Below are 19,729 nucleotides of genomic sequence, written 5' to 3' on the forward strand. Positions count from 1 at the left end.
AAGCACTTCCCCCGACAAGGGAAGTCGTGTCTCGCAATAACTCGGCGAATAGTGTGCGGCAACGCGAACCGATGCGTGACGCCCGCACCGGCCCGGCCGTGGCCCAGGTGTTCGCTACTCGGCGGGAGCCGGTGCGGCCGACCGGCGGCGCACTCGGCCGCCGAGCGCGCCCGCATCCACCGGATGCTCCGGCGGCGAAATTCGCCGCCGAATAGCCACAGCCACAACAACAGCCGCGGCAAGGATACACAACACGCGTTCGGGCAGCGGGCCCAGCAGTGTCGCCGGTGTGGTGGCGGTGCGCAGCGGCAGCGTCGCCTCCAGCGCGGCGGGCACGAATTTCGGGGTCTGCTCGGCCACCGCGCCGTCCGCGGTGACGATCGCGCTGACCCCACTGGTGGCCGCCACCACCAGGGCGCGGCCGTGTTCGACGGCGCGCACCCGGGACATGGCCAGCTGCTGGTAGGTCATCTCGGTGTCGCCGAAGGTGGCGTTGTTGGTGGGCACGGTCAGCAGTTGGGCGCCGGCGCGCAGGGAATCCTCGAAGGCGCGGTCGAAGGCCACCTCGTAACAGGTGGCGACGCCGATCGCGACCGGCGGTCCCCCGCCCGCGGGGTGCGCGTGCACCACGCCGTCGCCATGGCCGGGCACGAAATAGCCTGCCCGGTCGGCGTATTCGGAGAAGTGCCGGAAGAACCCGCGCATCGGCAGATACTCGCCGAACGGCTGGATGATCCGCTTGTCGTGCCGCTCCCCCGGTCCGGCGAGGCCGTTCCACACCAGCACCGAGTTCGTGGTGGTGTCGTCGGAGTTCACCAGTACCGCGCCGACCAGAATGGGCGCGTGGATCGCGGCGGACACCGCGCCGATCTCGCGGGCGGCGTCGGCGTTGCGCAGCGGGTCGATATCGGACGAATTCTCCGGCCAGATCACCACATCCGGCTGCCGGGCCTGCCCGGCGGCGACGGCGCGGGCCAGTTCCTCGGTGCGGCGGACGTGATTGTCGAGGACGGCGCGGCGCTGCGCGTTGAAGTCCAGTCCCAGCCGCGGCACGCTGCCCTGGATCGCGGCGACCGTGATCGGCCGGTCACCGTCGTCCGGGGCGGGCAGCGCGGTCCGGAGGATCACTCCGGTACACGGGATGATAGCCACAGCCGTTGCGACAGTGATAATTCCGGGTAGCCACCTGGGCTTTCGGTGGTCGGCGGCGCGTAGCGCCAAGGCCGCCAGCAGCGTTCCGGTGAATGCCACCGCGAAGCTCACGCCGGGCGCCCCGGCCACCGCCGCGAGCGGCAGATACCAGCCGTCGCCCTGGCCGAATGCCAGACGGCCCCAAGGGAATCCGCCGAACGGGAAACTCGAGCGACCCCATTCGGTGAGTGTCCACATCGCCGCGATCCACAGCGGCCAGCCCGGAACCGTACCGACCAGCCGCGCCAGCAGCCCGAACAGGCCCACGTAGACCGCGCACGCCGCCGACAGCGCCAGCCACGGCACCGGGCCGACATAGATCCCGGTCCACGGCAGCAACGGCACGAAGAACGCCAGCCCCGCCACCAGCCCGTACCCGAATCCGCCGCGCAGACGGCGGGATCCGCGCACCACCAGTGTCAGCACGCCGATCCCGAACGGGGCGAGATACCAGCAGGTACGCGGCGGGAAGCTCGCATAGATCAGCAACCCCGCAATGACGGCCCCGCCGACCCGCCACCACACCGGATGCCCCGCGACCCAGCCCCGCAGACCCGTCCGCTCCGGACCTCCCGTCGCGGCGTCGCCGACACCGGCCCGCGGTTCGCGAGCAGACCCGGACACCATTGTCGCGAGGCGCGCCCCCCACCGTCCGCTCACGCTTCCTCCGCGAACACCACAACGCCCGCGAACTCCGAACGCCCACCGGCACCAAAGACCCCACGCACGGCCCACGACGTCCTGCTCGACACCGCGTCGATGCTACGGCCGCGACCCACCCACCCTCCGCCGGGGCCGCCATACCGGGCCTCTGCGACCGACCGATCGAATCGGCGGCCAGGCCCACAGGGTGGAACGCAGTGGACGGTGCAGGCAGCGTGAGGGTCCGGTACGCGGGCGAAGCGGCGACAAGCCATACCTGCCTACAGCGACGCGCCGACCGGACCGGCGAACCGGTCAGCCACGTGGTCGGTGCCGCCGCAGTGGATGGTGCGCACGCAGCGCGGACGCGGGCCGAGCGAACCACGCCGTGCCGGACTCCGGTGACGCGGCCGCCGGTCCGTCGGATTGGTCAGGCTTCGTAGATGGTGGTGCCGCGGTGGACTGTGCGGAGGCAGCGCGGGGGTGTGGCGCCCGGGTCGAGTGGGGGGAGGCCGGGGACTCGGGAGCGTGGGTCGGTGGACCAGCGCTGGACCTTGTCGGAGGCGGCGGCGACCACCAGGTCGGCGGCGTCCCACAGGGCGTAGGAGGCGGGGGCGCCGGGGACCAGGGTGCCCGCGACGCCGTCGCGGACGCCGCCCGCGCGCCACGCGCCGCGGGTGGCGGCGGCGAACGCGGCGCGCGGGGAGATCTGGTAGCCGGGGGTGCGGTGGTGGGCCGCCGCGCGGACGGCCTCCCACGGATTCAGGGCGGTCACAGGGGCGTCGGACCCGATCGCGAGGGAGATACCGGCGGCGGCCATCGCGGCGTACGGGTTCAGGGCGGCGGCGCGCTCGGCGCCCAGCCGCGCGGCGTACATGCCGTCCGGGCCGCCCCACTCGGCGTCGAATCCCGGTTGCACGCTGGCGATCACGCCGCAGGCCGCCAGCGCCGAGATCTGTGCGGCGTCGAGCAGTTCGGCGTGCTCGACGCGATGCCCGCGAGCCGCGACGGCCGGGCCGCCCAGTTCGGCGGCGACCCGCGAAAACCCTTGCGCCACCGCCTCGAGCGCCCCGTCGCCGATGGCGTGGAAACCGGCCTGGACGCCCGCTTCGGTGCAGGCACGCACGTGCGCGGCGACCGCGTCGGCGTCGAGATAGCCGACGCCGGTGGTGTCGCGGTCGGCGTAGGGGGCGCGCAGCCACGCGGTGTGCGAGCCGATCGAACCGTCCACGAACAGATCTCCGGCGAGTCCGTGCACCCCGAGTTCCTCGATCAGCGAGCGCGCCTCGTCGGCGCTGCGGACGGCCTCGCCCCAGTAGGCCCGCACCTGCACGCCGTGGGTGAATTCGAGGAGTTCGGTGACGTCCGCGCGGCCGGAGATCTGCGGTCCGGCGCATTCGTGCACGGCCGCGATGCCGTGCGCGGCCGCGTGGTCGAGCGCGGCGCGGCGGGCGCGGTCGCGTTGCGGGCGATCCAGTCCGCCGAGGGCGCTGGCACGGACCAGGTGATGGGCCTCGGCGCGCAACGGCTCGCCCGGGGTGAATCCGGCCGCCGCGGTGACCGCGGGCACGGCGTCCAGCAGCGCGGTGGACGCGACGGCCGAATGTGCGTCCACCCGAACGAGATACACCGAGCGGCCCGGTCCGGCGGCGGCGTCGATCTCCGCGGCCGTCGGCGGTCTGCCCTCGGGCCAGCGGGTCTCGTCCCAGCCGTCGCCGAGCACGGCGCCCGGATGTTCCAGGGCGTAGTCGCGCACGAGTGCCAGGCAGTGTGCCAGCGAGGTGGCCCGCGACAGATCCAGTCCGGTCAGTTGCAGGCCGAGCGCGGTGACGTGCACATGCGGGTCGACGAACGCCGGCGCCACGAATGTCCCGTCCAGTTCGATGATCTCGGCATCCGGATAGAGCGCCCGTCCGGGCCGGTCCGCGCCCAGCCACACCACCGTGCCGTCGGTCACCGCCATCGCCGTGGCGTCGGGTGAACTGGAACTGTAGATGCGTCCGCCGACCAGCAACTGGGTACTCACGGCAGTCCAGTGTGCCGCATACCGGAACGGGGGTTTGCCCGGGCCGAGCGAGAAGTGTCAGCGCCCGTCGAGCATCGGGCGGGCCTCGCCCTGGCCGTCGTCGTAGTACTGGTGCACGACCGTCCCGTCGACGACGTCGCCGCTGGGTTCGACGACCACGCCGTGATAGCCGGTCGCCATCGACAGCCGATCGATGCGGCGGGTGGCGAAGGCCGACACCACCGGGCGCAGCAGCGCGCGGGTGGGTAGCAGCAGGAGCAGGCCGAACAGCGACGTGATCAGGCCCGGCACGAACATCAGGACGCCGCCGAGGGCGACCAGCGCACCGTCGGCCACGGCGGTGCCGGGCGCGATCTCCCCGCGACCGGCGCGGCGGAACTGGTCGAAGACCCGGCGGCCCTGCGAGCGCACCAGGATCATGCCCAGTCCGGACCCGGCGATCAGCAGCAGGATCGTCGGCACAACGCCGATCAGGTGGCCGACCACGACCAGTGCGGCGATCTCGGCGACGAGGTAGAGCGCGAACAAGAGGGCGGGCATGGCGATCCTTTCGAAACGATCTACCCGTGCAACGTCCGGCGCGCCCGGATTTCTCCCGCCGACACTGAATTCCTGCTGAGAAAGGCGGATCCGGGTGTCACGCTCCGGGCCGGACCAGTCCCGTCTCGTAGGCCAGCACCACCGCCTGGACCCGGTCGCGCAGGTCGAGCTTGGTCAGTACGCGGCCGACGTGTGTCTTCACCGTCGCCTCGGAGAGGAACAGCGCGGCGGCGATCTCGGCATTGGAGCGCCCGGCGGCGATCTGGCCGAGCACCTCCCGTTCGCGGGCGGTGAGCACGTCCAGCACCGCCGGGTCGCGCATGTGTGCCGGGTCGTCGGCGATGAGCCGGTCCAGCAGCCGCTTGGTGACCTTCGGCGATACCACCGCGTCCCCGGCGGCGACGCTGCGGATGGCGGAGATGAGGTCCTCCGGCGGGGTGTCCTTGAGCAGGAACCCGCTCGCCCCGGCCCGCAGCGCGCCCAGCGCGTGTTCGTCCAGGTCGAAGGTCGTCATCACCAGAACCCTGCTGCCGCAACCGGATTCGAGGATCTGGCCGGTGGCGGTGACGCCGTCGACGACCGGCATCCGCACATCCATGAGCACCACGTCGGGGCGCAGCTCCCGGGTCCGGGTCACCGCGGCGGCGCCGTTGTCGGCCTCCCCCACCACCTCCACATCGGGGTGGGCGCCGAGCACCATTTTCAGTCCGGCTCGCATGAGTTCCTGGTCATCGACGACGAGAACGGTGATCGGCACGCCCCCAATCTATCGGCCGCCGCCCGCCCTACTCCATCGGCTCACGTTCCAGGGGGATGGTGGCTCGCACCCGCCACCCGCCCGAGGCGCGGCGGCCCGCCTCGAGAGTGCCGCCGAGGACCGCGACCCGCTCGCGCATGCCGACCAGGCCGAGGCCGCTGCCGGTCAGTGCCGCGCGGACAGCGGGATCGGCGGTGCGCGCGGCGCCGGTGGCATGGGCGGCCTCGGCGGCGTGACCGAGATCGTCGACCTCGACCAGGACATCCTCGTCGCGGCGGCGCACCCGGACCCACGCCTTCGGATCGGGCCCGGCGTGGCGGAAGGTATTGGTCAGCGACTCCTGCACGATGCGATGGACACCGAGGCTCACCTCCGGCGCGACGTCGTCGAGTTCGCCGGTCAGCTCCAGTTCCACCGCCAGCCCCGCGCTGCGCATCATTCCGACCACCTTCGCCAGTCCCGCGGTGCCGTGCTGGGGCAGCTGCTCGGGCGCGTGCTCGGTGCGCAGCAGCGCGACGGTGCGGCGCAGTTCGCGCAGGGCGTCCCGGCCGGTGGCGGCGATGGTGCTCAGCGCCTGTTCGGCGGCGTCGGGGTCGCGGCGCAGGGCGTATTTGGCGCCGTCGGCCTGCACGATGATCACGCTCACCGCGTGCGCGACGACGTCGTGCAGTTCGCGGGCGATGCGGGTGCGTTCGATGGAGACGGCCTCGTGCGCGCTGCGGTCCCGGTCGTAGTCGGCGACGGCGAGGCGGGCGGCCACCTCCCGGTCGTAGGCGTGGCGGGCGCCGAGGAATTCGGCCAGCGTCCAGCACAGCGCGTAGTACATGACCAGGAATCCGGCCGTCGACCAGACGGTCTGGTGCAGCACGGTGATCGACAGTGTGCCGTCGACGGCCAGTGCCGCCAGATAAAGGAATCCTTCGCGCCGGCCGACGTAGGCGACCAGGGTGTAGAGCATGATGCCCACCGCGAGCAGCGCGGGCGGCGCCAGATCGACGTGGGTCACGTGACTGATCGCGGTGGTGGCGATCGCCAGCGCCAGCAGAGCGGCGGCGCTCGCGCGCGGGTAGGCCCGCCGCCACACCACCGGCAGTGGGACCAGTAGCGCCAGTGTCAGGTGCAGCGGGAGTTGCTCTTTGTCGCGAATCACCGCGAGGTCGAGCAGCAGCAGGGCGAGGGCGAGCATCGAGTCGGCCACCATCGGCTTCCCGCGCAGCCACAGACTGAATCGACGCACCTGCTCAGCCTAGGTGTGGATCGGATTTGCCGGATCATCCGACGTCTGGTTGTCTCGGCCCGTGGAACTCGCAGACTGGGCGGTATTGCTCCCCGCGGCCGCGGTGGCGGGCTGGGTCGATGCCGTGGTCGGCGGCGGCGGGCTGATCATCCTGCCGATCCTGTTCCTGGTCGCTCCGGCCATCGCGCCGCAGACCGCCTTGGGCACCAACAAGATCGCCGCGTTCTCCGGCACCACCGCCGCGGTGGTGACCTTCGCGCGCAAGGTGCCGATTCGCTGGCGGCTGCTGCTGCCGGGCGCGGTGATCGCCGCGGTGGCGGCGGCGGCCGGTTCCGCGGCGGTCGCGCTGATCGACCGCGACTACTTCATCCCGATCGTGATGGTCGTGCTGATCGGCGTCGCGCTGTTCGTCACGGCCCGGCCCTCGATCGGCGTCACCCTGGCCACCGATCCGCCCACCCGGCGCAAGACGATCCTGGTCGTCGCGCTGGCGGCGGGTCTGATCGGCTGCTACGACGGGCTGCTCGGGCCGGGCACCGGGACGTTCCTCATCATCACCTTCGCCACGCTGCTGGGCACCGAGTTCGTCCGCGCGGCGGCGATGGCGAAGGTGATCAACTGCGGATCGAATCTCGGCTCGCTGATCTTCCTCGGCGCCACCGGGCACGTCATCTGGACGCTGGGCCTGGCGATGGCGGCGGCCAATATCGCCGGGGCGGTCGTCGGCTCGCGCATGGCGCTGGCCCGCGGCGCCGGCTTCGTCCGCGTGGTGCTGCTGGTCGTGGTGGTCGCGATGGTGATCCGCCTGGGCTGGCAGCAGTTCGGCTGAGCGCGGCGCGCGGGGTCAGCAGCGCGCCTCGGCCATCATGTGCCGGATCGAGCGGGCCTCGGCGGCGGGCGCGGGCTCGGCCAGCCACGGCGCCAGCACCTTCGAGGTGGTCTCCCGGATCTTGCGGTGCAGCCGCTCGCCGTCCTCGAGCGCGTGGCGGCCGGAGAACAGCACGGTCAGCGCCCCGGAGACGGCGCCGACGACGGCGCCCACCAGCGCGGCGGCCCCGACCTCGTCGAGTTCCTCGGGGAACGCGGCCCGCAGCTGCCGGGCGATCTCCTGCTGCGCGGCGAGTTGGGCGTGCGCGGCGCGGCCGCTGACCGCGGGCACCGTGCGCGAAACCTGGGCGCGCAGAACCGAGATGCGGGCGGCGAGGTCGTCGCCCAGATGGTCGCCGGGGTTGTCCCCGGCCGCGCGTAACGCCCGTAACAACACCTCGACGGGCCGTTCGTCCGGACGCCGGGTGGCGATGGCGTGCACGGCGGCGCGCACGCGTTCGTCGGGCTCGGGAAAGAGCAATTCCTCCTTGCTCTCGAAATAGTTGAAGAAGGTTCTCGTACCCACCTCGGCCGTCGCGGCGATGTCGGCGACGGTGGTCGACTCGTAGCCACGGGTTTCGAACAGGTCGACGGCGGCCTCGAGGAGGGCACGGCGGGTGCGTTCCCGCTTGCGGTCACGGAGTGCGGATGGCGGCACGCGGGCACACGGTACGGCATAGATCACGAAACACCCGGCAGGCTGCGCGTCGGCGCGTGCGCTGCACCCGGTGCCACCCCGCATGTCGTGCGTGTTTGCACTCGATGCAGAGTTGCACGGCGTGTCGCGTTGGGCCGCACGGCATTCCGGGCGCGGCGGTTGAACGACCGGTCGGCAACCGATTAGCGTGTCGGGGGTGAGTATCGCAAACCGGGTGGTGGACGAGGAGTTCCGCGCCCTGCCGCTGGCCGCGCTGGCCGACGCGGCGCTGACCGCGGCCCGCGCCGCCGGCGCCACGCATGCCGATCTGCGCGTGCACCGGCTGGTGACGCAGTCGATCCGGTTGCGCGACGGCCGGGTCGAGGCCGTCGGCAATTCCACCGATCTCGGTATCGCGGTCCGCGTCGTCGTCGACGGAACCTGGGGTTTCGCCTCCCACGCCGACCTCTCCCCCGCGACCGCCGCCGAGGTGGCGCGCCGCGCGGTGACGGTCGCGACCACACTGCGGTCACTCAACCGCGAACGCGTCGAACTCGCGCCCGAACCGGTGTACAGCGACGCCACCTGGGTCTCGTCCTACGAGATCGACCCGTTCACGGTGCCGACTCCGGAGAAAGTGGCGCTGCTGCAGGAGTATTCGGGGCGGCTGGCGGCCGCCGACGGGGTCGACCACGTCACCGCGGCCGTCCTCCAGGTCAAGGAGCAGATCTACTACGCCGATACCGCGGGCTCGGCGATCACCCAGCAGCGGGTGCGGCTGCACCCGCATCTGGAGGCGATCACCGTCGATCCCGCCGCGGGCGTCTTCGAGACCATGCGCACGCTGGCCGCCCCCGCCGGGCGCGGCTGGGAGTACGTCGCGGGGAGCGACGGCGTGTGGGACTGGCACGGTGAACTCGCGCGGATCCCCGAGTGGCTCGCCGAGAAGGTGAAGGCGCCCAGTGTCGTCGCGGGGCCCACCGACCTCGTCATCGACCCCACCAACCTGTGGCTGACCATTCACGAGTCGATCGGCCACGCCACCGAGTACGACCGTGCCATCGGCTACGAATCCGCCTACGCCGGAACCTCTTTCGCGACCCCCGACCTGCTCGGCACGCTGCGCTACGGCACCCCGGTCATGCACGTGACCGGCGACCGCACCCAGGAATACGGGCTGGCGACGGTCGGCTACGACGACGAGGGCGTCGCGGGTCAGCGCTGGGACCTCGTACGCGACGGCGTCCTGGTCGGCTACCAGCTCGACCGGGTATTCGCCCCGCGCCTCGGGCTGGACCGCTCCAACGGCTGTTCCTACGCCGACTCCCCGCACCACGTCCCGATCCAGCGGATGGCGAACGTCTCGCTGCAACCGGACCCGGTGCGCGACACCACGACCGCCGACCTCATCTCCCGCGTCGAGAACGGCATCTACATCGTCGGCGACAAGTCGTGGTCGATCGATATGCAGCGCTACAACTTCCAGTTCACCGGGCAGCGATTCTTCCGCATCCGCGACGGTGAGCTGGCGGGACAGCTGCGCGATGTCGCCTACCAGGCCACCACCACCGAATTCTGGGGCGCGATGGAAGCGGTCGGCGGGCCGTCGACCTGGGTACTCGGCGGCGCGTTCAACTGCGGCAAGGCCCAGCCCGGCCAGGTGGCGGCGGTCAGCCACGGTTGCCCGTCGGTGCTGGTGCGCGGGGTGAACGTGCTCAACACTCGCTCCGAGGCCGGGCAGTCGTGAACGGCCGCACAACGAGGATCCAGCCCGCCCCGCCGACCGCCACCGAGGTAATGCCGTGAGCGCAGCCGAAGTCATCCCCGCGGCCGAGGTCGTCGACCGCGCGCTGCGGGCCGCCCGCGCCGACGAGACCATCGTCCTCGTCACCGACGCCTACGACACGTCGCTGCGCTGGGCCGGGAACTCCATGACCACCAACGGATCGTCGGTGGCGCGGGACTGGGCGGTCGTCTCGATCTTCCGGGACGGGCCGCGGTCCGCGCGAGTCGGCAGCGTTGCCTCCACCAGCGTCGATCCCGCCGACATCGAGGCCGTGGTGCGCGCGAGCGAGGAGGCCGCGCGCACCGCCGAGCCCGCCGCGGACGCCGTGCCACTGCTGGATCCCGACGCCCTCGGCCCCGCGGGCGCGGACCGCGAACTGCCGTGGACCGGTGCTCCCGGAACCACCGGCATCGAGGTCTTCGAGCCGCTCGCCCGCGACCTGGCCACCGGATTCGACGGCGCCGACCGGCTCTACGGGTTCGCCCACCACCAGCTGCATTCCACCTGGCTGGGCACCTCCACGGGGGTGCGCCGCCGCTGGGTGCAGCCGACCGGCTCCGTGGAGATCAACGGCAAGCGCGGCGCCGGCGCGGACCTGGCGAGCGCCTGGGTCGGCACCGGCACCACCGATTTCACCGATGTCGAGGTGCCCGCGCTGCTGGCCGAGCTGGCGCGCCGCCTCGACTGGTCCGGCCGCCGCGTGGAGCTGCCCGCCGGTCGCTACGAGACACTGCTGCCGCCGTCGGCGGTCGCCGATCTGATGATCTACATGATGTGGGCCATGGAGGGCCGCGGCGCCCACGAGGGCCACACCGCGTTCGCCCGCGCGGGCGGCACCCGAATCGGCGAGCGGCTCACCGACATTCCACTCACCCTGTACTCGGACCCGGACGCCACGGGACTGGAGTACCGCCCGTTCGTGGCGACTCCGGCGTCCTCGGAGGCGATGTCGGTGTTCGACAACGGCCTCACCGCGCGCCGGGCGGACTGGGTCCGCGACGGCGTCGTCGAATCGCTGGTCTACCCGCGCGCCACCGCCGCGGAATTCGACGCCCCGGTCACGGTGCCCGGCGAGAACCTGCTCATGACAGGCGGTTCCGGCGCGACGCTGGACGAGATGATCGCGCGCACCGAGCGCGGGCTGCTGCTCACCTGCCTGTGGTACATCCGCGAGGTGGATCCGGCGACGCTGCTGCTCACCGGCCTCACCCGGGACGGGGTGTATCTGGTGGAGAACGGCGCGGTCACCGCGGCGGTCAACAACTTCCGCTTCAACGAGAGCCCGCTGGATCTGCTGCGCCGGGTCAGCGAGGCGGGCCGCACCGAGATCACCCTGCCCCGCGAGTGGAAGGACTGGTTCACCCGAACCGCCATGCCGCCGTTGCGGATTCCCGACTTCCACATGTCCTCGGTGAGCCGGGCCACCTAGCGATACCCTGTCCGCACCCGGACGGGTGTGGCACAATCGCCCCACCGGAGGGCCGGTCCGAACGCCGCAGCCGAGATCGAGGGAACCGAAACGAGTGCGGCTGCGTCGAATTCAGCACAGGCACGCACGCAGTCGTACGGGGGCAGCATGGTAGATGACAGCGGTCACGAGGTCTTCGGCCCGCTGATCGAGCAGGCCAGGACGGGTGCGGTGGCGCTGCACGTGGACCCGCAGGCGTTCGTGGCGCTCGATCAGGCGATGGAGCAGCGCAAGACCGAGATCCGCGCCATCCAGCAGCTGGTGCAGCAGGTCAACCAGCACGAATCGTGGGGCGTCGGCGAGCAATCCGCCGTCCTCACCTCGGCCCAGACCCTCGTGGGGCGCTTGCGTGGAAAGGGCGCCGGCGGCGAAACCAGCGCCTACGACGCGCTCGAAGGCCACTGGCAGGTCGCCGACGAAGTGCAGAGCCTGTTCCGCACCATCCGCGAGCGACTACAGCAGACCGACAGCGAGTTCGCCGCGAAATTCCAGGCGATCACACCGGGACCGACGACCGGGGGCGCGCAGTGACCGGATACGACCAGCCGGGCATCACCAACCCGGAGAACGTGGACGCGCTGACCCACCAGCAGATCTACGACGCCTTCCAGACCGTGAACGATCAGACCGCCGAGGTCGTCACGACCTGGCAGCAGGCGCGCGACCAGTGGCGCGAATCCACCGGCCGGTTGGTCCAGGCCGTCCGCACGGCCGTCGACGGCCGATGGACGGGGGTGGCCGCCGACACCGCGGTGCAGGCCCTGTCCGACTACGGCACCCGGGCCGGGCAGTTGGCCGACCTGTTCGAGCAGACCGGCCAGGTCGTCGCCAACACGGCCTTGGCCGCGGTCACCACCAAAGCCTATGTGCCCGCACCGGTTCCGGTGACGGCCGACCAGACCGAGGACCCCACCGGCTACGACGGCCAGTCTCGCGCGGCACAGCAGGCGCAGGACGACGCCCGCCAGGTGATGCAGCAGCGGTACGTGCTGCCGTTCCTCGATCAGGACGCGCGACTGCCCGCCTTCCCCGCCGCGGTGTCGCTCGCCGGCGCGGATGCGTCGTCGGGGCCCCTCGACAACTTGTTGTCCGGCAGTGGGTGGTCGCTCACCGGCAGCGCGACGACGGCGGCGTCGAGCGGCATACCCGTCAACGGCGCCACGGCCGCGACGAATACCGGACCGGTCAGTTCGCTGCTCAGCGGTGTGCCGGGGCTGTCGAGTGGCGCCTCGGCGGATCCCGAGGCCGGCTCGTCGCTTTTCGGTTCGCCGGGTACGCGGCCGAAACCGAACCATCACGGACCGGTGGGCAGCGGGCTGGGGACTCCGAACTCCAGTAGTCGGCCATCGGGGACGGCCGGTAGTCACAACGGGCACGATGCTCCGCCGCCACGGCCCGAACGGCCGGTGGGTGAGGAGAAGCCGCGGCCCGGTCCCGCGGGGCCGTCGGAGACGAGCGAGCCGAAACCGGTCGAGCATGCCGTCTCCGAGAATCCGCGTCCGGGTCCGGCTCCAGGGCCGGGAACGGTTGTGACACAAGGTGATTCGGTGCACGACGGTTCCAATGGTCCGGCCACTACAAGCAGCTCGCATACGGGTACCGCGGGGGCTACCGGTAACGGTGGTGCGGGAGCGGCCGGTGGGTCGGGCGCACAGCCGGGGCAGTCGTCGAATCCTTCTGTGCCCGGGTCGCATTCGTCGCCACAGTCTCCCGGTGCGCCGACGGCGCCCACGCCACCACCGTCCGCGCCGGCAGCCCCCGGCCCGTTGTCCGCGCCCTCCGCGCCGATCCCCGCCGCACCCGGCCCGCTGTCCTCGGTCCCCGTCCCGAGCGCACCGGGAGTGCCGCCGGTTCCCGTGCCTCCGCCCCCTCCCAGCCCGCCCATTCCCGCGCCTCCGCCGAACACGCCCATGAGTCCCCCGGTGCCGAACGCGCCCACGAGTCCCTCGGTGCCGAATGCGCCAGCGAACCCTCCGGCACCGGGCTCCGGTGTACCTGCTCCCGCACCGAATGTTCCGCCGTCTCCGCAGCCAGGTGCTCCGGGTTCGCCGCCGGGCGCACCGTTGGGCAAGCCGGTACCGCCGCCCGCTCCGATGCCCAATCCACCTGCCCCGCCCCCGCTTCCGCCCGCGCCGACACCGAAAATTCCGGGCTTCGCGGGCCCGGCCGTCCCGAATGCGACCCCGGACCTCACGCCGTACACCGCGGCGGGCGCGACCGCGATCAGCGGCACGGCTGCCGCGGAACTCGCGCAGACCGCCGACGATCCGGTGCACCGGATGCCCCGCGTGCGCCGCTACGCGGGTGACCGAGAACGCTACGGCCTCCGATTCGACAAACACCACGAAACCGACACCGACGAAGCCGATCCCGCCGCCATCGACGCGGAGGCCCCTTCCACTGATGCCGAGTCGGCCGATGCGGGTAACGACCCGCGCGCGTCCGCAACAGGCACGGGAGAACACCATCCCACCGCGGGCGCAAGCGACCTCGCCAAGGACTCGAGCACACAGTCGAGCGGCGAAGACGATTCGGTCATTACCAGTGCGCCACAACCCGGCACGTCGCCCTCCCACAACAACGCGTCCGGCACTCCCGAGGGCCTCATCACGGCACCCCCAGCACCGCCCGACGACAACGGCGTCCCCGAAACCCGTTCGGGCACAGCCGAAACACCGCCCAGCTCGCAGCCGACATCCGCCACCGACCTGCCCGCCCCGGCCGCGGGCGAGGCGGATTCCGGTACCGCCGAATCACGGCCCGCCGGGGATACGGCGGTCGCCGAGGGCGAGGAATCTCACACGCACGACCGCGCGCCGGACTCTGGCGGTGACCAAACCCGTTCCGGCACTATCGGATCCGTACCGGTGGAGACCGTTCATCCCCGCAGCACCGCAACCGCCCCGGACAACTACCGCAATGTTCCACCCGTGATAGGTGAGTAATGGCGTCCTGGTCGTTCGATGAAGAGGAGTTCGCGGCCCTGTGGTTCGGGCCGGCCAACGACCGCATGCTGTACCCGCTCGACTACCTGTCCCGGTTCGGGCACGTCAACGAGCGCGACCGATTCTGGGCCCGAGTGCGGCAGGAGTACTCCGAACGCGGCCGGTTGAACTGGAACGAGGCCGACCTGCTGCGCCGCGCCTTCACAGTGCTCACCGAGCCGGAGGTGTGGGCGGAGATCCACGGAGTGTCCGACCAAGCGGGCCCGATCCGCGTCGCCGCCGCCCGGCACGACCGCCACGCCGCACTGGCCATGCAGTTCACCCGCCGCGGCCGCATCGAACTCTCCATCACCGCCGCCGACCGACTACCCGACCGTCTGACCATGCTCCTCCCGGAACAGCCGCCCGGCACCCGCCCCGCCCAGGCCTTCGTCGCCGCCGACCTCTACCCCGAACGCCAGCCGATCCTCCGCTACACCGGCGAATCCACCCCGCTCCAGCGCTACCGCGAACTCATCCGCCGCCCCGCCACCGGCGCCGGAGTGGTCACCATCTTCCGCGGCCCCCGCCGCCAGGGCCTCCGCCCACCCCGCAAGGTCGGCACCGTGCGCTGGTACGACATCGAAGACGACGGCCGCTACATGGAGACGGGTAGCCGCACCATCACCGTCCGCCCCGCCGACACCTCCACCCTCCGCGGCGCGGTCACCCGCCTACTCGACCACGCCCTACTCGAATTCCGCGACTACGTAGAGGACTCCGCCGAACTGGCCCCCCAACGAGTCATCGACGCCCCACCCGCCACCCCACACCTCCGTCCCTGAGCTTCCTGCCCGACCACCTACTCCACCGACCGAACAAGTGCCTCGCGTCAGGGAGTGGGCAGCGTCCGGGCAACTGAACGGGTTGAATCGCCATGGCGGTGAAGCGCATACGGTCTCCAGAGCCGCCGGGGCGTGCCGCTCCGTATGGACGAACCCTCTCGAGGTCAGGCACTGGTCGCTTCGCCGAGCGCGGGTGATTTCGGATTGCGCGAGCACTGTCAACGTCTCGTGTTCGGCAGGCAGATTGCGCCTGGGGCGAACAGCTGGGCGGGGACCTGGATTCGGCGGATGCTGGAGGGATAGCGGTGTAATCATGTGAGCGGGATGGTGATCGTCGTGGACGAGGATGCGATCGCGGGGATGCTCGGCGGCGGCGCCGACTCGGACGGGCAGGCCGGTCCGGAGAGCGATCCGGTTGTGCACCGGGGCACCGATGAGGCGGAAGCGGTGGCCCTCGACGCGTATTCACGCACGGTGGTTGCGGTCGCCCGGCAGGTCACTCCGCACGTCGCGAGCGTGCAGACCCGTCGCGGTGGTGGTTCCGCGGTGGTGGTCAGCGGGGACGGATACCTGCTCACCAACGCTCACGTGGTGGGGTCGGCGCGGGCGGGAACCGTCGAGTTCGCCGACGGTAGCGCCGCGCCGTTCGACGTGACCGGGGTGGACCCGTTGTCGGACCTGGCCGTGCTGTACGCCCGGGGCGACGCACCCGACGCGGCCACGCTCGGCGATGCCGACCGGCTGGTTGTCGGTCAACTCGTGGTGGCGGTGGGTAGCCCGCTCGGACTGGCGGGGTCGGTGACCGCGGGTGTGGTGAGCGCGCTCGGCCGGGCCGTCCCGGTCGGCGCCGGGCGCAGCACCAGGGTGATCGAGGATGTCGTTCAGACCGACGCCGCGCTGAATCCCGGCAATTCCGGTGGCGCGCTGGCGGATTCGTCCGGGCACGTGGTCGGGGTGAACACCGCCGTCGCCGGCATCGGACTGGGCTTGGCGATCCCGATCAATTCCACCACCCGACGGATCGTCGACGCCCTGCGCACCGACGGCCGGGTGCGGCGCGCCTACCTCGGCGTGGTGGGCGCTCCCGCCCCACTGCCCGCCGCGCTCGCCGCCCGCGTCGGACGCCGCGCCGCGCTGCGCGTGGTGGAAGTGGTGCGCGACGGCCCCGCCGATCGCGCCGGTCTACGCCGCGGCGATCTGGTCCTCACCGTGGACCGCGCGGAAATCCGTGACGCCCAAGGCATTCAACGCCACCTGTTCGCCGACGCCATCGGCCGCGCCCTCCCCGTCACGGTGCTGCGCAACGGCGCGATGGTGGACGTGATCGCCATACCGACCGAACTCACCGCCGAATGAGTGGCACGCCTGCCGAAAACCGCCGGCGCTAGGCCGATTCGGCCAAGGCCGCCGACTGCCAGACCTCCGCCAGCTCCTGTAGCGGAATGTCCAGGGCGCGGCTCAAACCGACCACCGTGCCGAAGGCCGGGCTGGGCAAGCGGCCCGACTCGATCTTGCGGAGCGTCTCCGGGGAGATGCCCGCCTCGCGTGCCACGACGGCCGGGTCTCGCTGCGCCCGCGCCGCGCGCAGGTAGGCGCCGAGCCGTCGACCGGCCTCGACCTGAGCGGGGGTAAGGGGTAGGCGAACCATGCGGCTACCCTACGGGTTGGTATTCAAATACCGCAAACGCTACGGTGGTATTTAAATACCGAACTGGAGGATGCTCGTGGTCGAACTGAAAACACCCGCCGAGATCGAACGGATGCGGGTGACCGGCCGATTCGTTGCCGAAGTCCTGGCCGAACTCCGCGAACGCGCACAGGTGGGAGTCAATCTGCTGGACCTGGAGCGGCACGTGCGCGACCGCATCCGCGAACGCGGCGCCACCTCCTGCTATTGGGACTACGCACCCTCCTTCGGACGCGGACCGTTCCGCAACACCGTCTGCCTGTCGGTCAATGACGCTGTGCTGCACGGGCTTCCGTTCGACTACACACTGCGCGACGGCGACGTCCTGAGCATCGACCTCGCGGTGAGCATCGACGGCTGGGTGGCCGACTCGGCGATCACGGTCATCGTGGGCACCGCCGCCGAACCGGATCGTCGCCTGGTCCGCGCGACCGAGGAGGCGCTGGCCGCCGCGATCGAGGTGGCCCTGCCGGGCAATCGGATCGGCGACATCTCCGCCACCATCGCCGAGGTCGCCCACGGTTACGGCTACCGGGTCAACACCGAATTCGGCGGTCACGGCCTGGGTCGCACCATGCACGAGGACCCGCACGTGTCCAACGCCGGGCGCCCCGGTCGCGGCATGCTCCTGCGCCCGGGCCTGACCCTCGCCCTGGAACCGTGGCTCGCCGCGGGCACCGACCGCATCGTGACCGACCCGGACGGATGGACGCTCCGTTCGGCCGACGGTTCCCGCACCGCCCACTCCGAGCACACCATCGCCGTCACCGACGACGGCCCGCGCGTGCTGACCCTCGCCGCCTGAACCACGGGATCTCAGCCCGGTTCGCGAACGCCGGGATACTCGGCGCGCAGCGCGTCGAGATCGTCGGCGGCCAACCGCAGGGCCGCGAGTTCCCGCCGCCGCTCGGCCGCCCGCTCCACATCGCCTGCGGCCGAGTGCATATCGGCCAGCATCGCGAGGGCGCGGCCGCGCTCGAGCGGCGTGGCGGATCGGTCGAACCGCCGCAGTCCCACCTCCAGCACCCGGATCGCCTCGGCCTCGTTGGTCTTGAAGTCCCGCAGGATCCGAGCGTTGTCGAGCACCCGGGCGAGCTCCGTGAGTTCGCGCGAGCCGCCGTACTCGATATCGGGTTCGTCGTGCTCGATGTAGATGATCGAATTGCCGGCGGGGTCCACGACGGTGAACCGCGTCTGCCCCGGCCGGAACCGGGTGATCCGCGGCGCGCCGCGCGCCGGGACCCGGCCGTAATGCTCGCGCAGGGCCGCGCTGAATTCCGCATGCCGGTGCGCGGCGTCATCGATCAGCACGAGGCAGCCCACGTGCGCTTCCTCGGCGCTCCCGGCCTGCGGCGGCGTCGGTCCCAGATGGATCTGATATCCGTCACGATGCAGCACGGCGTAGGCATAGGGCCTGGACTGCTCGTCGGTCACCTTGTACCCGAGCGCGCGATAGAACTCGAGCGTGACCGGTAGATCGCCGCTCCAGAGCACCGGAATCGAGATGGCCACCCATCCCCTCCCTTCCTCCTGTATTCAAATTTGACTAGCTCACGGTAGGCCGGTTGGCGGAGGGAAGTCAAATTTGACTAGCATGGTGGTCGACCGAAAGGAGCCTCGTGTCCGCCGTGCGCCTGCTCGTATTGGGAATCATCCGGCTGCATCAGCCCACCTACGGGTACGCGGTGCGCCGGGAACTGCTGTCGTGGCGAGCCGAGACCTGGACCAATGTGCGGCCCGGGTCGATCTACCATGCCCTCAAACAGCTCACCGCGGAGGACAAGCTGCGCGCGGTGCGGACCGAGGACAGCGACCAGGGCCCCGGCCGCACCTTGTTCGAGCTGACCGCGGCCGGCGACGACGAGTTCTTCGCGAGCCTGCGGGCCGCGCTGGTCAGCGTCGACATGGAGGAACTCGGCGCGGGCATCGCGTTCATGGACGCGCTGCCGCGGCAGCAGGTTGTCGACCTGCTCACCACGCAGCAGCGGGCCACCGCCGAGATCCGCGACGGCCTGCTGACGATGCGGTCCGAGTTTCCCAGCCGCTACGACGCGCCCTACTCGCCCGACCTGCTCGAACTCTGGAGCGGCGTCTTCGACAACTTCACCGGATGGACCGACCGGCTGCTGCGACGCCTGGCGGCGGGCGAGTACCGCATGGCCGACGATCCCCCGCGGCCGGCGGGCGACGACCCGGACACGGCCGGTTAGGCTCTCCCGGTGGACAATCCCTTCGGCCCCGTCGGTACCGCCAATTACGTTCTGCTGACGACCTACAAGAAGGACGGCACCCCCGTCGGGACACCGCTGTGGGCGGCGCTCGACGACGGCAAGCTGTACGTCTGGACGGTCGCCGACAGCTGGAAGGTGAAGCGCATCCGCCGCAATCCCGCGGTGACGCTGCAACCGTGCAGCGCCACCGGTACGCCGCGCGGCGACGTAATCGAAGGCACCGCAAGCATTCTCGACGACGAAGGCAGCGAGCGGGTGCGCAAGCTGATCAAGCGCAAGTACTCCGTGCAGGGCTGGCTGGTCGTCACCGGCAGTGTGCTGCGACGGGGGCGGCGCGGCACCGTCGGTATCGAGATCGCCACCGGTAGTTGAGCGGAGCGGGGCAGGCTACTCGGGCGGAACCTCCCGGCTGATCGACAGCCCGACCGAGCGGTCCTTGCCCAGAATCAGCTTGTGCCCCTGCACGGCCAGGGTGCCGAGCACGCCGTACTTGCGCCCGATCACCCCCCGTATCCGGTCGGTGCCCGCCGCGTCGAGTACCTCCGCGGTGCCCGCCACGACCTCCCCGTCTTGGACCCGGCCGCGGTTGTCGCACGCCTGCAGCGTGACCGACGGATTGCGGCGAATCCGCTTCACCTTCCAGGTCTTGGGGTTGGTCCACACCACGATGCGGTCACCGTCGGGCGCCACCCAGACCGGGGTGCCGACCGCGGTGCCGTCCTTCTTGTAGGTCGTCAGCAGCGCGTACTTGGATTGCGCGAGATCGTTCCAGGTCATGGACAAGACACTACGGCGGTGCGGCCCCGGCCACATCCGTCCCCGGACGCACGGACCCCTACGCCTGCGCGCGTAGGCGGACGCCCGGCAAAGGCCGACCGCCGACGGTCGACA

Annotated in this window: 19 protein-coding genes; 10 read left to right on the plus strand and 9 right to left on the minus strand. The window is 71.3% G+C overall.

The annotated features are described in order from the left end of the window. Positions 1-114 precede the first annotated feature (114 nt). The 5 genes from lnt to ACFMRZ_RS05935 all read right to left on the minus strand — a co-directional run bounded on the left by lnt (position 115) and on the right by ACFMRZ_RS05935 (position 6,393). On the minus strand, positions 115-1,818 hold the full coding sequence (gene lnt, locus ACFMRZ_RS05915) for an apolipoprotein N-acyltransferase (protein ID WP_400182780.1): 1,704 nt from the start codon (positions 1,816-1,818) through the stop codon (positions 115-117). Positions 1,819-2,263: 445 nt separating this feature from the next. Further along, complete coding sequence (locus ACFMRZ_RS05920) at positions 2,264-3,859, minus strand: amidohydrolase (protein ID WP_400178235.1); 1,596 nt, start codon at positions 3,857-3,859, stop codon at positions 2,264-2,266. A 57-nt stretch (positions 3,860-3,916) separates the two neighbouring features. Further along, entirely contained in the window at positions 3,917-4,399 is a 483-nt protein-coding gene (locus ACFMRZ_RS05925) for an FxsA family protein (RefSeq protein WP_280275029.1), read from the minus strand. A 97-nt stretch (positions 4,400-4,496) separates the two neighbouring features. Continuing rightward, positions 4,497-5,156, minus strand: a complete 660-nt coding sequence (locus tag ACFMRZ_RS05930) for a response regulator transcription factor (RefSeq protein ID WP_280371688.1) — start codon at positions 5,154-5,156, stop codon at positions 4,497-4,499. Positions 5,157-5,184: 28 nt separating this feature from the next. Further along, complete coding sequence (locus ACFMRZ_RS05935; protein ID WP_280275031.1) at positions 5,185-6,393, minus strand: sensor histidine kinase; 1,209 nt, start codon at positions 6,391-6,393, stop codon at positions 5,185-5,187. A gap of 61 nt (positions 6,394-6,454) precedes the next feature. Between ACFMRZ_RS05935 and ACFMRZ_RS05940 the strand changes: the two genes are divergently transcribed. Then, complete coding sequence (locus tag ACFMRZ_RS05940; RefSeq protein WP_280371690.1) at positions 6,455-7,222, plus strand: TSUP family transporter; 768 nt, start codon at positions 6,455-6,457, stop codon at positions 7,220-7,222. Positions 7,223-7,237: 15 nt separating this feature from the next. Here the strand turns inward: ACFMRZ_RS05940 and ACFMRZ_RS05945 are convergent, their stop codons facing one another. Beyond that, positions 7,238-7,918: a helix-turn-helix domain-containing protein gene (locus ACFMRZ_RS05945; RefSeq protein ID WP_280371692.1), complete on the minus strand. Its 681-nt coding sequence runs from the start codon at positions 7,916-7,918 to the stop codon at positions 7,238-7,240. Between the two features lie 196 nt (positions 7,919-8,114). Here ACFMRZ_RS05945 and ACFMRZ_RS05950 point away from each other — a divergent pair, with 196 nt between their 5' ends. The 6 genes from ACFMRZ_RS05950 (at position 8,115) to ACFMRZ_RS05975 (ending at position 16,276) form a co-directional block, all read left to right on the plus strand. Continuing rightward, positions 8,115-9,644 carry a TldD/PmbA family protein gene (locus ACFMRZ_RS05950; RefSeq protein ID WP_400178236.1) on the plus strand — a complete coding sequence of 510 codons (1,530 nt, stop codon included), beginning with the start codon at positions 8,115-8,117 and terminating at the stop codon, positions 9,642-9,644. A 55-nt stretch (positions 9,645-9,699) separates the two neighbouring features. After that, a complete protein-coding gene (locus tag ACFMRZ_RS05955; protein WP_400178237.1) occupies positions 9,700-11,112 on the plus strand; it encodes a metallopeptidase TldD-related protein in 1,413 nt (470 codons plus the stop codon). A gap of 147 nt (positions 11,113-11,259) precedes the next feature. Then, positions 11,260-11,682 (plus strand): hypothetical protein, encoded by a 423-nt coding sequence (locus ACFMRZ_RS05960; protein ID WP_400178238.1) that lies wholly within the window; start codon positions 11,260-11,262, stop codon positions 11,680-11,682. Further along, on the plus strand, positions 11,679-14,096 hold the full coding sequence (locus ACFMRZ_RS05965) for a hypothetical protein (protein WP_400178239.1): 2,418 nt from the start codon (positions 11,679-11,681) through the stop codon (positions 14,094-14,096). Before ACFMRZ_RS05960 ends, ACFMRZ_RS05965 begins: the two co-directional genes overlap by 4 nt. Beyond that, positions 14,096-14,920, plus strand: a complete 825-nt coding sequence (locus ACFMRZ_RS05970) for an ESX secretion-associated protein EspG (RefSeq protein WP_400178240.1) — start codon at positions 14,096-14,098, stop codon at positions 14,918-14,920. Before ACFMRZ_RS05965 ends, ACFMRZ_RS05970 begins: the two co-directional genes overlap by 1 nt. A 315-nt stretch (positions 14,921-15,235) precedes the next feature. After that, positions 15,236-16,276, plus strand: a complete 1,041-nt coding sequence (locus tag ACFMRZ_RS05975) for a S1C family serine protease (RefSeq protein ID WP_400178241.1) — start codon at positions 15,236-15,238, stop codon at positions 16,274-16,276. 28 nt (positions 16,277-16,304) lie between these two features. On the opposite strand, the gene ACFMRZ_RS05980 is transcribed toward ACFMRZ_RS05975, so the two are convergent. Further along, positions 16,305-16,568, minus strand: a complete 264-nt coding sequence (locus ACFMRZ_RS05980) for a helix-turn-helix domain-containing protein (protein ID WP_400178242.1) — start codon at positions 16,566-16,568, stop codon at positions 16,305-16,307. Positions 16,569-16,644: 76 nt separating this feature from the next. Between ACFMRZ_RS05980 and map the strand changes: the two genes are divergently transcribed. Further along, complete coding sequence (gene map / locus ACFMRZ_RS05985; RefSeq protein ID WP_400178243.1) at positions 16,645-17,412, plus strand: type I methionyl aminopeptidase; 768 nt, start codon at positions 16,645-16,647, stop codon at positions 17,410-17,412. A gap of 11 nt (positions 17,413-17,423) precedes the next feature. On the opposite strand, the gene ACFMRZ_RS05990 is transcribed toward map, so the two are convergent. Further along, the gene (locus ACFMRZ_RS05990) at positions 17,424-18,119 is read right to left on the minus strand and encodes a glyoxalase (protein ID WP_400178244.1); all 696 of its coding nucleotides are present in this window, start codon (positions 18,117-18,119) and stop codon (positions 17,424-17,426) included. Positions 18,120-18,226: 107 nt separating this feature from the next. Here ACFMRZ_RS05990 and ACFMRZ_RS05995 point away from each other — a divergent pair, with 107 nt between their 5' ends. After that, positions 18,227-18,817: a PadR family transcriptional regulator gene (locus ACFMRZ_RS05995; protein ID WP_400178245.1), complete on the plus strand. Its 591-nt coding sequence runs from the start codon at positions 18,227-18,229 to the stop codon at positions 18,815-18,817. A gap of 9 nt (positions 18,818-18,826) precedes the next feature. Beyond that, positions 18,827-19,210: a PPOX class F420-dependent oxidoreductase gene (locus tag ACFMRZ_RS06000; RefSeq protein ID WP_280275044.1), complete on the plus strand. Its 384-nt coding sequence runs from the start codon at positions 18,827-18,829 to the stop codon at positions 19,208-19,210. Positions 19,211-19,225: 15 nt separating this feature from the next. On the opposite strand, the gene ACFMRZ_RS06005 is transcribed toward ACFMRZ_RS06000, so the two are convergent. Continuing rightward, a complete protein-coding gene (locus ACFMRZ_RS06005) occupies positions 19,226-19,615 on the minus strand; it encodes a PPOX class F420-dependent oxidoreductase (protein ID WP_280275045.1) in 390 nt (129 codons plus the stop codon). Between the last annotated feature and the right edge of the window lie 114 nt (positions 19,616-19,729).

This window comes from Nocardia sp. N2S4-5 (assembly GCF_044628355.1).
Taxonomy (GTDB): domain Bacteria; phylum Actinomycetota; class Actinomycetes; order Mycobacteriales; family Mycobacteriaceae; genus Nocardia; species Nocardia wallacei_B.

Excerpts from the sequence above, each read along its gene's own strand:
- lnt (WP_400182780.1), bottom strand. The coding sequence starts at position 1,818 with ATGGTGTCCGGGTCTGCTCGCGAACCGCGGGCCGGTGTCGGCGACGCC.
- ACFMRZ_RS05980 (WP_400178242.1), bottom strand. The coding sequence starts at position 16,568 with ATGGTTCGCCTACCCCTTACCCCCGCTCAGGTCGAGGCCGGTCGACGG.
- ACFMRZ_RS05925 (WP_280275029.1), bottom strand. The coding sequence starts at position 4,399 with ATGCCCGCCCTCTTGTTCGCGCTCTACCTCGTCGCCGAGATCGCCGCA.
- ACFMRZ_RS06005 (WP_280275045.1), bottom strand. The coding sequence starts at position 19,615 with ATGACCTGGAACGATCTCGCGCAATCCAAGTACGCGCTGCTGACGACC.
- ACFMRZ_RS05960 (WP_400178238.1), top strand. The coding sequence starts at position 11,260 with ATGGTAGATGACAGCGGTCACGAGGTCTTCGGCCCGCTGATCGAGCAG.
- ACFMRZ_RS05970 (WP_400178240.1), top strand. The coding sequence starts at position 14,096 with ATGGCGTCCTGGTCGTTCGATGAAGAGGAGTTCGCGGCCCTGTGGTTC.